This is a genomic window from Paenibacillus sp. GbtcB18 (assembly GCF_019091125.1).
Lineage (GTDB): Bacteria > Bacillota > Bacilli > Paenibacillales > NBRC-103111 > Paenibacillus_F > Paenibacillus_F chitinolyticus.
The window spans coordinates 1,113,297-1,125,114 of the sequence record NZ_JAGXJX010000002.1; the positions used below are offsets into that span (position 1 = coordinate 1,113,297).

11 protein-coding genes and 5 tRNA genes are annotated in these 11,818 nt (G+C 50.4%); 3 read left to right on the top strand and 13 right to left on the bottom strand.

Going from position 1 to position 11,818, the window contains the following annotated elements:
- Positions 1-43: 43 nt before the first annotated feature.
- Genes KVT34_RS10420 through liaF form a run of 3 tightly spaced genes read right to left on the bottom strand, consistent with a single transcriptional unit; the run spans position 44 to position 2,447 of the window.
- On the bottom strand, positions 44-679 hold the full coding sequence (locus KVT34_RS10420; protein WP_036739861.1) for a response regulator: 636 nt from the start codon (positions 677-679) through the stop codon (positions 44-46).
- A 5-nt stretch (positions 680-684) separates the two neighbouring features.
- Positions 685-1,743 carry a sensor histidine kinase gene (locus tag KVT34_RS10425; protein WP_217558498.1) on the bottom strand — a complete coding sequence of 353 codons (1,059 nt, stop codon included), beginning with the start codon at positions 1,741-1,743 and terminating at the stop codon, positions 685-687.
- A 41-nt stretch (positions 1,744-1,784) separates the two neighbouring features.
- Positions 1,785-2,447: a cell wall-active antibiotics response protein LiaF gene (gene liaF, locus KVT34_RS10430; RefSeq protein ID WP_217558499.1), complete on the bottom strand. Its 663-nt coding sequence runs from the start codon at positions 2,445-2,447 to the stop codon at positions 1,785-1,787.
- Positions 2,448-2,761: 314 nt separating this feature from the next.
- On the opposite strand from liaF, the gene KVT34_RS10435 reads away from it, so the two are divergent.
- Positions 2,762-3,379, top strand: a complete 618-nt coding sequence (locus KVT34_RS10435; protein ID WP_217558501.1) for a hypothetical protein — start codon at positions 2,762-2,764, stop codon at positions 3,377-3,379.
- A gap of 130 nt (positions 3,380-3,509) precedes the next feature.
- Complete coding sequence (locus tag KVT34_RS10440; RefSeq protein WP_217558503.1) at positions 3,510-4,448, top strand: hypothetical protein; 939 nt, start codon at positions 3,510-3,512, stop codon at positions 4,446-4,448.
- Positions 4,449-4,682: 234 nt separating this feature from the next.
- Here KVT34_RS10440 and KVT34_RS10445 read toward each other — a convergent pair whose 3' ends face one another.
- The 5 genes from KVT34_RS10445 to KVT34_RS10465 all read right to left on the bottom strand — a co-directional run bounded on the left by KVT34_RS10445 (position 4,683) and on the right by KVT34_RS10465 (position 9,364).
- Positions 4,683-5,882 (bottom strand): GNAT family N-acetyltransferase, encoded by a 1,200-nt coding sequence (locus KVT34_RS10445; RefSeq protein WP_217558504.1) that lies wholly within the window; start codon positions 5,880-5,882, stop codon positions 4,683-4,685.
- A gap of 45 nt (positions 5,883-5,927) precedes the next feature.
- Entirely contained in the window at positions 5,928-6,938 is a 1,011-nt protein-coding gene (moaA, locus tag KVT34_RS10450) for a GTP 3',8-cyclase MoaA (protein ID WP_217558505.1), read from the bottom strand.
- A complete protein-coding gene (locus KVT34_RS10455) occupies positions 6,935-7,621 on the bottom strand; it encodes an MOSC domain-containing protein (protein WP_217558506.1) in 687 nt (228 codons plus the stop codon). The genes moaA and KVT34_RS10455 overlap by 4 nt, the downstream gene beginning before the upstream one ends.
- A 116-nt stretch (positions 7,622-7,737) precedes the next feature.
- On the bottom strand, positions 7,738-8,109 hold the full coding sequence (locus tag KVT34_RS10460) for a hypothetical protein (protein ID WP_016423567.1): 372 nt from the start codon (positions 8,107-8,109) through the stop codon (positions 7,738-7,740).
- A 304-nt stretch (positions 8,110-8,413) separates the two neighbouring features.
- A complete protein-coding gene (locus tag KVT34_RS10465) occupies positions 8,414-9,364 on the bottom strand; it encodes a fumarylacetoacetate hydrolase family protein (RefSeq protein WP_217558507.1) in 951 nt (316 codons plus the stop codon).
- A gap of 1,087 nt (positions 9,365-10,451) precedes the next feature.
- On the opposite strand from KVT34_RS10465, the gene KVT34_RS10470 reads away from it, so the two are divergent.
- Positions 10,452-11,237 carry an alpha/beta fold hydrolase gene (locus KVT34_RS10470; protein ID WP_217558508.1) on the top strand — a complete coding sequence of 262 codons (786 nt, stop codon included), beginning with the start codon at positions 10,452-10,454 and terminating at the stop codon, positions 11,235-11,237.
- A gap of 143 nt (positions 11,238-11,380) precedes the next feature.
- Here the strand turns inward: KVT34_RS10470 and KVT34_RS10475 are convergent.
- The 5 genes from KVT34_RS10475 to KVT34_RS10495 all read right to left on the bottom strand — a co-directional run bounded on the left by KVT34_RS10475 (position 11,381) and on the right by KVT34_RS10495 (position 11,817).
- A tRNA-Leu gene (locus tag KVT34_RS10475) sits at positions 11,381-11,463 on the bottom strand.
- A 5-nt stretch (positions 11,464-11,468) separates the two neighbouring features.
- A tRNA-Arg gene (locus KVT34_RS10480) sits at positions 11,469-11,545 on the bottom strand.
- 16 nt (positions 11,546-11,561) lie between these two features.
- Positions 11,562-11,650: transfer RNA gene (locus KVT34_RS10485), tRNA-Leu, on the bottom strand.
- A gap of 9 nt (positions 11,651-11,659) precedes the next feature.
- Positions 11,660-11,733, bottom strand: a tRNA-Cys gene (locus tag KVT34_RS10490).
- A gap of 9 nt (positions 11,734-11,742) precedes the next feature.
- Positions 11,743-11,817: transfer RNA gene (locus tag KVT34_RS10495), tRNA-Gly, on the bottom strand.
- Position 11,818: the final 1 nt, after the last annotated feature.

Genomic DNA, 11,818 nt, shown 5'->3' on the forward strand with positions numbered 1-11,818 from the left:
GCCCGTACCGCCATTCCACGGTACGGGCTTTTTAGGTTGCGCTTTATTCCGCCAGACCATGCTTAAACGCATAAATGGCCGCTTGGGTGCGGTCTTCCACGCCCAGCTTGGCCAAGACATTCGTCACATGGAATTTAACGGTTTTAATTCCGATGAACAGATCATCGGCCACTTCCTGGTTCGATTTACCCGCGGCAATGAGCCGGAGCACTTCCATTTCGCGCTCGGTCAAATCTTCATGAGGAGCGGCGGCGGGCTTCGGCTGCCGGAACCGGTTCATGAGCTTCGACGCTACCTGCGACTCCAGAATGGATTGCCCTTTCGCAGCCGCGCGGATAGCTTGGGCGATTTCCGTGGCGCGGGAAGTTTTGAGCAGATAGCTGAACGCTCCCGCTTCCAGAACCGGATACATCTTCTCGTCATCGAGAAAGCTCGTTAACACGATAACTTTGCAGTCCGGGTAAAGCTGGAGCAGCTTGCGTGTCGTTTCTATGCCGTCCATGCCCTCCATGACCAGGTCCATCAGCACGACGTCCGGTTTGTATTCCTGTGCCAGGCGAATGCCGTCTTCCCCGTTGCTGGCTTCGCCGACTACCTCGATTCCCTCTTCCGTACCAAGAACGGCCGCCAGCCCGATCCGGACCATCTCATGGTCGTCCACCAGCAGCACTTTAACCATGTCCACTATGCTTCCTCTCCTTCCGTCATTATCGGTACCCGGATTTCGATACGGGTTCCGCTTCCCGGAGCCGTAACCAGTTGAAGAGATCCTCCGATCTCGTTCACCCGTTCCCGCATCGTGGATAAACCGTAAGAAGTCTGTTTTTCCTCGTCCAAATCGAAACCTACCCCGTTATCGCGGATAAGCAGGCGGACCCAGCCCGATTTTTGCTGCATCCGCAGCTCCAGCCTGGTCGCTTTCGAATGCCGCAGAGCATTCGACATGGCTTCCTGGACAATCCGGAAAAGATGGTCCTCGATTCCTTTGGACAGGGCAATTTCATCGTCCACTTCCCATATGATATCCATGGGAACTTTCGCTTTCAATTCCTGCAGCAGCCGGATCAACCCTTCGGAAAGCTGTTTGCCTTCCAGGTGAACCGGACGCAGGTGAAGCAGCAGCGCCCTCATTTCGGATTGGGCCACGGAGGACATTTCCTCAATGAGGTGAATCTGCCGCTGCGCTTTCTCGAAGTCCTTGTCCAGCGTGCGGAGCGCCGCCGTAGCCGTCATCGAGATCGCGAACAACTGCTGGCTGACCGCATCATGCAGCTCCCTTGCCAGACGCTGCCGCTCCTCAATGATGGCGGAAACCCGCGCCTTCTCCGCAAGCTGGGCATTGTTATTCGACAAACGCTGGAGAGAAGCGACCTGCTCCTCCCACTTTTTCAGGATGCGGCCAAGCTGTTCGCCCAAACGTCCGATCTCATCCTCGCCCAGCGGAGGCAGGGACGAGCGGGAAATGCTGCCGATCTCCAGCATTTGCATCGTTTCCATCAGCAGCTCCAGCCGGCGTGTCGTCCGGTTGCTGCTCCAATACCCGTAGGCCGACCCCAGAATGATCGACCCGCCGACGAGCATGGCACCGATTTTGATCCCTTGGGCCCACGTCTCGGGCGGAGTTATAAATTTAGCGGTATAAAGCACATAGACGATAAAAGTAAGCACCGCCAGACAAAGAACAATGGATTCCGCCATGCTTCGCCAGATCATATTCGTCAGTCTTTTTTTGTAGCTGTCCACGGCACCATTCTCCTCTCTTGTCAGTAGACGGATTGGTTGTTCTAAAGCATGCGAACGTCTATATCCCCTACGATATAAGAGACGATTAGTTTCACCTGATGTTCTCTCGACTCGTAATTAGGAGATATCCAATTAAGTTTGTTGATAATTCCAGATTCTTTTTCCAGAGGCGAACTGATCTGTCCGACCGTAACCGAAGCTTCGATTGATACGCCTATTTCTTCGGGCACAATCAGCCGCACATCTCCGATAATCCCCTGCAGAACGAGCGTCGTTTCTTTTTTCTCCAGAATCGCGTAAGACAGGTCCAAGTGAGCTTCTCCGATAATGAACCAGATGCTGCTGTCTTTAAGCACCCAAGGCTCTTTGCCGGGACGGATGCTGTCGATCAGGGTCTGCTTCTGGATAAAATCGTCTCCGGGCTGTACCTTCTTGGACTTAATATAGAAAATCCCGAGCGAGATCAGGATAACCGCCAGCACCAGCGAGAAATTGTTGCCCAGCAGAATGACGGCTCCGACGCCCATATAGGCAACGCCTTTCTTCTCATTCTCATACCGGACTTTATAAAAGCCGAAAAACATCAGCAGCAGGGCAATCACCACAAATATACCGACCCACCGTTCCAGAATGAGGAAAATCCCCAGTGCGATCAACAGCATAGCCGTGTTCCGGTGGCGGTTATTTTTCATTTGTTGTTCCATGGGGCACCTCCTTTGCGGGCTGCAATCTGCCTGTAATCTTGTCCGTCCGTCGTATCGCCTGACTCTTGCCGCTGCGTACCGTCATTTAGAGCCGCGAATCCTTACATAGCATATCACAATCGCCTATCCTCTCCAAGATAAGAAATGATGCTTTTATTGTAGCGAATCCGCCGCGCATTCGACACCGCCTATTGGCGGTCCAATCCCCTGGACCAAGGTCGGGGAATGCGTTTTCCCGCTCCCGACATGGAATAATTCACGGGCCTTTATAAGAAAATAAGTCCAACCAAACAACGGCACAAGGAGATACTTCCATGACTAAATTAAACTTTGGAGCGCGTACCGCTCTGATCGCACTATTATGCACGACCGCAGCCGGTTTCGTTCCCGCATCGGCCGTTTCCGCACAAGCGGCCGGAACCGGATTCTCCTCTTTCGACACGTCCGGTGCAGGAACATCCGGCATCGTCCTTCCCGGCGGCCCGTGGACAGCCAGGCTTCAGGCCACTCCGTCACATGCCGTTCCCCCATCTTCCGGAGCCTTTTCCCGGGAAATTCGCGCACAACTGTACGATGTAGACAAACAAAAAGTAGTTGAAACACTTATCGTCACGGACGAAATCCGTACCGAAGCTTCCCGCTGGCTGGCAAGCATTAAAGACATTGCCGTTCAGACGAAAATCGACAATGTGCAGGGTGTCGTCCTGAAACTTCCGCTGGATCCTCCCCTCGCCATACATAACCGCTGGATGCAGGGCAGCTCCAATGAACTGTTCCTGTTTCTCGATCCGTCGCGGTTAAACGAGCCTTTGCTTCTCGTCTTTTCTACGACCGGAAAACCGTTTCTGTTTAAAACCTCCGTCCAGGTCAAGCCCTTCCTTGAAAAAGAACGGCTGCTCCGTTATTTGAAGCCCGTCCCCGCCTCCGGGTAAACAGAAAACACCGTATTTCGGTTAAGAGTCATCCTCCCGAACCGTTAAAAACGTCAAAACGCAACCCTGTTACCTGCCAAACGTATGGAAGGGAAAGAAGCAAAACCGGTTGAGGAAGGCGGGATAACGAATGCGGGGAGACTGGAAATACCGGTACGACGAGGTATTGAAAAAAGAAAGTCTGCTGCAAACGGTAAATAAGCAGCTGGAAAAAGCTCAAGTCCGGCTGAAGCAGGCCGGCGAACAGCGAGCGGCAGCCGAGAAAGTTCTAAAGAGTGAAACGCGGGATGTCGAGCGTTTGGAGAAGGCGTCCCTTACCAATTTGTTATATACCGTTCTGGGAAGAAAAATCGAAAAGCTGGAAAAAGAAGAAACCGAAGCGATTCAGGCCCGCATCCGTGCGGAGGAAACAAGGCTGGCGGAAGAAGAGTTAGCCCGGATGACAGCGGAACTTGAACAGCGCCGGTCTTCTCTGCTCGGCTGGGAGGAAGAAGCCGCTTCTCTGCTTCAGGAAAAGGAAGAATGGCTGCGCAGCCGGAGCGAGGATTTCCGCCTGCAGTTGAATCGGCTCTACGAAGCCAAAAGGCAGGCTCTCTCCGAGATTAAAGAGCTGGATGAAGCGCTTCAGGCGGGCTACGAGCTCGTCGAATCTCTCGAAGAAGCTGAAAATCTGCTGAGGTCGGCCAAAAGTTGGGGAACTTACGATATGTTCGGCGGAGGCGTGATCGCCACCCATCTCAAACGCAGCAAAGCGAATGAAGCGATGGAACAGATCGAGTACGCTCAAGGTCTGATGAGCCGCTTCAAGCGCGAGCTGGAGGACGTCGGGGGCACGGCCGAAATGAACCTAAATTATAACGGTTTTCTGGGGTTTGCCGATTATTTTATGGACGGGTTTATTTTCGATTGGATTGTCCAGGGCCGTATCTCGGATCTCAAAGATGCGGTGTCCGAAAATATCGATCGGCTGCGGCAGTTGCTCCATGCGCTCCGGCAAAAGTACGAGGCCCGCTTAACGGACGAAGCCGAATTGACCCTGGACATTCATCTGCTTATTGAGCGTTCTTAACGCCTAACCGCGGCCACTTTCCGCCCGCGCCAACTTGCGGATGTCGAATGGCTCTTGCCGGGCGAGCGCGAACCGGATCGCTTCATTGATTGAGCGCTCAGCGCCCCCCTCTTCGACAATCCCCCGCCAACCGGCGGTTTGTCGAACGGCCCTCGCGGGGCGCACGGTCCGCCCCGCGCCAAAAAGCCGTACAGTCCCGAAAAATCCGGGCTGTACGGCTTTTCTTCTTCCGGACTAGAAAAAGTCCGGAAGGTAGCAGACGCGGCGGGGCAGCACCGCCGCAAGCAGCTCTACCGATCGTTCGTCGCCTTGCAGACGACCGATCCGGTGCAGCTCGCCGGCGCTCTTGGCGCCGAGCAGCAGGACGGACAGCGTGCGGATATCGCACGCTAATCCGTCCTCTGCGGCTCCGCTGCCGCCGGCCGGTTCATCCGCGGTCTTCACGACGACCGCGGAGCCTTCCGGCGCGTTCAGCCTAAGCTCGAACGTGCCGTGGTTCCACGACGCCTGCCCGTCCGTTACGTGCAGGCGGAGAGACGCCTCCTGCGGCAGCCCCGTATGCCGCAGCTGAAGTTGACCCAGGAGTCCCTCCACATCGACAATCCGGGCCGAGAAATACGAAACCAGCTCCTGTTTAATCCGCGGGTCATCCATCTCAAAGGCCAAATCCTCGTCCGGAGGAGCCTGCATGATCAGCTTGTCGAACATGGAATCGTGATCGCCGATAAACTTCCATAGTCCCCGCTTCGCATCCTGATCGAGATAAACCATCTGATGAATCTTGAACTCCTGATTTTCGATCCAATAATGCATATATCCTCTGGGCTCCCCGGCCGCATTCAGATACACCGCCATGTGCCCTTTCTTTTTAAGGAGACGGGTTTCCCACCATTCCTCGGAACGCGTAATCGGTCCGTTGAACCTCGCCGCATACACATCATAGATCGGATTGAGCGCGGCCGCACTGGGAGTCGTCCGTATGATCCGCCCTTCCGCAGCGCCCAGCTTGGGAAGCTGCGAGGTTTGAATTTCGATTTTTTTGAAAGTCATAGCCAGCTCCCAGCCGTACTTCCGGTAGAACGCGAATGAAAACGGATGGAGATACGACAGGGTCTGCCCGTTCTCTTTCATCACTTCCAGCGCTTTCGACAGCAGCTGTCCTACCATTCCCTGCCTGCGATTTTCCGGCCAGCTTGCAACGCCGGCAATCCCGCCCATTTTCAGCTTTTTCCCGTTTACCCAAGTTGTTAAATCCAGGATCGTTAATTTCGAGGCCATTTTCCCGTCTATAAAATATCCCCAGATTTCCTCGGGATTCATGGTTGCGAGCCTTTCGACAAGCTCTTCCTCCGGCAGCTCGTATTGAAAAGCATACATCGACAAATCCAAGCTGTCCCGGAGTTCTTCCCGGCGCAGTCTTCTGATTTCACTCATAGGTTGACCTCCTTCTTAAAAAGATAACGCGGCGCGTCTCCGGCTTTATCCTCCGATTTGAGACATACGTCTCACGGTCGGCAGGTGAGACGGTTCGTCCCCCTGGAGCGCTTTCGCCATTTCATGGCTTTCGGGCTTTACATCCAATGCCTGATAAAATAACTCCCTGATCGCCCGGTCATCCCCGATCAACGGCCTCACGTTAAACTCGTGTGACCAGTACAAGCACGGCTTGATGTTACCGTCCGCTGTCAGCCGAAGCCGGTTGCAGGATGCGCAGAAATGGTCGCTCACCGGATGTATGAGACCGAACGATCCTCTACCTCCCGCGATCCGGTAATTTTGAGAAGGACCGTTCCCTTTTACGGATTGTACGTCTTCCACTTTCCACCCGCGTTCGGAACACCTGTCCAACACGGATGAAAGGGGAACATACCGGAGTTTCCAGGTGTCATCCTGATGACCTATCGGCATATATTCGATAAAACGTACCTGTATGTCCTTATCAATCGTCATTTGCAGGAAATCGTCGATTTCGTCGTCGTTCAGTCCCTGCATAAGTACGACATTCAGTTTTACGGGGTACAGTCCGACCCGCTGAGCAGCCTCTATTCCCGCCATCACCCGGGCAACGTCTCCGCCCCTTGTAATCAGCTTAAAACGGTCCGGACGAAGAGAATCGAGACTGATATTAATCCGCGTCAGCCCGGCTTCTCTTAACCGCTCGGCCTGCTGGGCGAAAAAGATGGCATTCGTCGTTAAAGCGATATCTTCGATGCCCGGGACAGCCGCCAATTGCCGGATTAGCACATACAAATCTCTGCGGACAAGCGGTTCGCCGCCCGTAATCCTCAGTTTGCGCACTCCCATCTCCGCCAACACCCGGACAACTTCCGTAATCTCGTCATAATTCAGCAGACGATCATCCGGTTCGAAGGTCATCCCTTCCTCCGGCATGCAGTAGACACAGCGCAAATTGCAGCGGTCGGTAACCGAGATGCGCAAATAATCATGAATGCGGTTAAATTTATCTTTTAGCAGACCGATAGATGTCATTCCTTCACCCCGCCGCTTTGCGCAGGGTCCGACAAATCCACTGCTTCAGCAAGCTTTTTCTCAAAAGATCCTCTCCAGCTTTCCGCGAGCGCTTCGTTCGCCAAAATTATCCGGATTCCGGGAATATTGTTCTTCTCGTGATATTTGCATGTATTTACAAACTCAACGGTTAAACCCTGAGCATGTTTCGTCACCAGTCTAAAGACAGGGTTCTCCGGAATAATGCCTTCTTTCAGGACACGGAAGTAGAAGCCGGTATAACCCGTATCCTGCAGTTTTACGGGGAGTTTTACATCCGAATAGCGGACACTGAGCTTAAAACAAGGACGTCTCGGCTGTGAAACCTGAACCAAGGCTTCCCCCAGCTCATAAATATCCCCGATACATACCTCTTCTTCTTTAAGACCGCTTATCGTAATATTTTCTCCGAATGCTCCGAAAGAAAGAGGCTGTCCCAATTCCTTTTCCCAGTAATCATAATGGTTCGCACTGTAAACGCAAAGCGCTTTGTCAGGGCCGCCGTGGACTTTCAGATCCGCTTGGCCGTCTCCCTCAAGCTGTGTTTTCGACAAAAACAAGGGCCCATGAACCGGCTCTTTGTAAATACCTGTTTCCACTTCTTTTCCCTGGTACACGATTTTCTTCGGTTTTCCTACGTTTATGGAAACGATCTGAGGCGTCACGGGAACACTCCTCTCCCCTCTTTTTTATCCACTATACCAAAAAATAACGGAGGAAGCCTCCTGCCTATAAAAAAATCTCCCGCAAAACCTCAAAAGGTTCCGCAAGAGATGCTTATTCAACCGCCTAGCTTAATTTTACGGTACGTATCTATAAAGGACAAAACGTCCACTCTTTTTCCCTTTTTCTTGGCCACGCTGGCCATCGACAACAGCGTTGTCCAAAATTCATTCAAGACTTGTGCTTCCTCGGTCAATTCTTGCTTGTTTCTGCGTGGAAGTTCTCCGCGTGCTTCGTCAGAGATCAGCATTTGAACCTGCTTCCGCTTCCACTCGTCTCCCTTTACATACGTGACGCCGATCTCACGCAGCTTCTTCCGTACGGAGGTAACCGGGCGGGCAAGTTCCTTGGCAATTACCGATGGAGGGCATTCTTTGGAAAGCATACAGAGTCTTTCCATCTCCTGTGTCGACCAAGATTTTTTCGCCATACACATCATCCCCGTTCATTTGTCGTATTCGTTGTGACCAACGTTCCGGTAACTAAAGGATAGCAACAAATTGTTAAAGAAGTTTTAGGAAAATGTAATACTGCCCCCTAAAAAGGAAAAAGACGTCCGAAGTAAGTAAAAATGTGGCATTAATCTTTATTTTATAAGCTTTTTTTGGTTATAAAAAAAGAAGCTTTTCAAATAAATGAAAAGCTCCTTTTACAACTTTAAACGATTTGCCTGATTACACCGTTTAATTTCATTAAATTATCTTAACAATTTCTCCACAATGAATGATAAGTGTTTAGACACCCAGCGTACGACCCACCGGTTTGCCATCTCCGACTTTCGCTTCCGCGACGATTTTGTTAGACAAGGTGCCGATCTTTTCGATTTCGACGCTCAATTGATCCCCGTCTTTCAAATAGACGCGCTGTTCCCGCGGGTAACCTATTGTCACTCCTTCGGGCGTTCCGGTTAGAATAATATCGCCAGGCAGAAGCGTCATATGTCGGGAAATGTAGCTGACCAGTTCTTCCACCTTGAAAATCATATCCGCTGTCGTCGAGCTTTGACGCTGCTCTCCATTGACGAGGGAGCGGATCTTTAGCTCGTTCGGGTTCCCGATCTCATCTCTCGTGACGATATACGGTCCTAACGGAAGAAAGCCATCGCAAGATTTACCCAGAAGCCACTGATTAGTTCTTCTCTGCAAATCTCTCGCAGACAGATCGTTTCCGCATGTATAGCCGAAGATATATTGCGCTGCCTCTTCCTTCGACACATCTTTCGCTTTTTGACCGATGACGATCACCAGCTCAGCTTCATAATCCAGCTCGGAAGTTACGTTAGGCAGGGAAACATCGCATTTATGCCCGGTTAGAGCATTATTGAATTTATTAAACAGCACGGGGTGCTCCGGGATCGGAGATTTTGTCTCTTCCGCATGCTTTTGATAGTTCAAACCGACACAAATGATTTTACCGGGCTCCGTTACGCAGGGCGCAAACACTAAGGGAGACTCCTCTAACAGATAAGGCTCATTCTCGGAAGTGTCCGGAAGATCATCGATAACCTTTTGCAGAGACTGAATCGCCTCCGCTCCCCCCTTAATAACTTGATCCATATGGGTAGGAACACTGCCTTCCTCGTAACCCTTCATATTTTTTAACGCTTCGGCAACGTCCAGAACACCTTGTTCCAGCCTGATGCCTAGCCTCGGCCCTTGTTCACCTAGAAACGTAAGCAGTTTCATGGATAATCCTCCTCCTATAAGCACACTTGTTCATAATCGAATCTGTATTAAACATTATTCGCTATCTTCTTTATTACCCCTCCCCAAATATCCACAAACATTGTTGAAGGTTATAAGCAAGCCGGACCCATCTTATGTATAGCTCGTTATTTTCAATCCCTGCCTCTATCACCGGTCCACAACCACTCCTGCTTAATAGTATGGGAGTTTAAGTGTCTGATCGGGTCTCTCTCTTATCTGTACGTGTGTTAGTCCCGTATAAAAAAATGAAAAAATTCGTTTTAAAATATCTTGTCGAGGAGTTTCATACAATCGTTAAATGGGTAATATTTTAGATCGGCGTTTTTGCATGATTCGCGTGATTTTCTTAAATTACTCGGTAATATGCCAAAAATTTCCGGGGAAATAATTTAGGGATATGACAATGTCATCTAGGGGGAGCTCCTTTATAATCTCCTGCCTTCCATACTAAGCTCTAAGATGACAAGAGAATAATATACAATCTATCCGATTATAAGACTCTTTAGAGTCTTTTTTTAAAACATTAAAACTGAACCATTTTTCTTTCTTTGGTATGTTCTCCTGCTCGAAAACATTACATGCACAAGAAATTCCGAGCTTTCCAAGACTCATTGCCCACTGAAAATTAAGTTACCGAACCCTCCAGGCATTTGTGCATGTGCTTGACCATCGCCATGTGACGCCGAGCACCGTGCGCTGCGTCATTCTAAAGGATGACTAAAGAGGGAATTAAAGAGCAAGATAGCAATAAGATATTCTTTATCTTAGGAATCATTTATCCGGCGAGCAGTTCTAGACACCTGTCCTACAAACCTGTCCTACAAACAGCTGCTTATTCCTTTCAAATAGTTCTCACTTTTTGTCAGGAAGCTGTTTGTATGTGCTGGCCGTTCTGAAGTCAAGTCTGCACCGCCTGCTGAATGATATTCCTTTTTAAAACAAACTTTTTTGTAGTTAAGGAGTATTAACACTTAGAACGGTTGCTCAACTCTTCCGGTTTGCTTGCACCAGCATTTTTGTCATACATATGAAGGATTAATTCAACTAAATTAAGGAGAGATGCGTTATGTTTACAACTATCCATGGCTTGAAAACTTTTTATGAAGAACGGGGAAGTGGTCCGGCCGTACTACTTCTTCATGGCTTCCCTCTGGACCATCGGATGTGGCAGGAACAGATTTCGGCGTTAGAATCGAACTACAGAGTCATTGCTCCCGACCTTAGGGGCTTTGGCCAATCAGAGCCTCACAAGGATCTAATTACGCTGGAGCATATGGCGGATGAACTTCTGCTGCTTTTAGATCAGCTTCAAGTGGAAAAAGCGGTGCTTGCCGGCTTCTCAATGGGCGGGTATGTAGCGTTTAGTCTCCTTCGCAAGGCACCGGATCGTTTCAATGGGCTTATACTCGCGAATACCCGCCCTGATGCCGATCCTCTGGAAGGACAAATCAACCGGATGAAAATGGCGGCTTCCCTCCTGGAACAGGGTCCCCAAGCAGCATCAAAAGCCATGCTCCCTAAACTTCTATCCGAAGGAGAAGGTTCCGGACTAGCCGGCGAATTACAAGATCAGATTAACGGAATGAGTCCATTGGGACTTGTCCACGCCTCTTTAGCTATGGCTTTCAGAAAAGACTCTACGGAGCTTTTGTCTACCATACAAGCCCCTACCCTTGTCATCGGTGGTGAAAAGGATTCGATCACCCCACCGGCGATCATGAAAAAAATGGCCGATTCCATTCCGAATGCAACCTACTCCGAGATTAAAGATTCCGCTCATCTTACCGTACGGGAGCATCCGGATCAAGTAAACAAAGCGATTACGGATTTCTTAAACCATCTTCATTCTTAACAACAAAGAAAGACAGGGGGCCCTACTGTACATGACTGTACAAAAGCCCCCTGTCTTTTCTTTCTGTATTTAACACTCTACATAATTCCATATATAAAAGGGAAAAAGCCCGACTCCAGTAAACTGGAACCAGACTTTTATGATGCCGGTGAAGGGACTTGAACCCCCACTCCCTTGCGAGAAACGGATTTTGAGTCCGTCGCGTCTGCCATTCCGCCACACCGGCTTGTATGGCGTGCCCTAAGAGATTCGAACTCCTGACCTTTTGATTCGTAGTCAAACGCTCTATCCAGCTGAGCTAAGGGCACAAATTTTTAGCACTTATGGTGCCGAAGACCAGACTTGAACTGGTACGGTAGTCACCTACCGCAGGATTTTAAGTCCTGTGCGTCTGCCGATTCCGCCACTCCGGCAAAGAATGGTGGAGGCGCCACCCAGACTCGAACTGGGGGTAAAGCTTTTGCAGAGCTCTGCCTTACCACTTGGCTATGGCGCCTTATTATAATGGAGCGGAAGACGGGAATCGAACCCGCGACCCTCGCCTTGGCAAGGCGATGCTCTACCGCTGAGCCACTTCCGCA

Coding starts and splice junctions, on each gene's coding strand:
- KVT34_RS10420 (WP_036739861.1), bottom strand. CDS start 679: ATGGTTAAAGTGCTGCTGGTGGACGACCATGAGATGGTCCGGATCGGG.
- liaF (WP_217558499.1), bottom strand. CDS start 2,447: ATGGAACAACAAATGAAAAATAACCGCCACCGGAACACGGCTATGCTG.
- KVT34_RS10435 (WP_217558501.1), top strand. CDS start 2,762: ATGACTAAATTAAACTTTGGAGCGCGTACCGCTCTGATCGCACTATTA.
- KVT34_RS10440 (WP_217558503.1), top strand. CDS start 3,510: ATGCGGGGAGACTGGAAATACCGGTACGACGAGGTATTGAAAAAAGAA.
- KVT34_RS10445 (WP_217558504.1), bottom strand. CDS start 5,882: ATGAGTGAAATCAGAAGACTGCGCCGGGAAGAACTCCGGGACAGCTTG.
- moaA (WP_217558505.1), bottom strand. CDS start 6,938: ATGACATCTATCGGTCTGCTAAAAGATAAATTTAACCGCATTCATGAT.
- KVT34_RS10460 (WP_016423567.1), bottom strand. CDS start 8,109: ATGGCGAAAAAATCTTGGTCGACACAGGAGATGGAAAGACTCTGTATG.
- KVT34_RS10465 (WP_217558507.1), bottom strand. CDS start 9,364: ATGAAACTGCTTACGTTTCTAGGTGAACAAGGGCCGAGGCTAGGCATC.
- KVT34_RS10470 (WP_217558508.1), top strand. CDS start 10,452: ATGTTTACAACTATCCATGGCTTGAAAACTTTTTATGAAGAACGGGGA.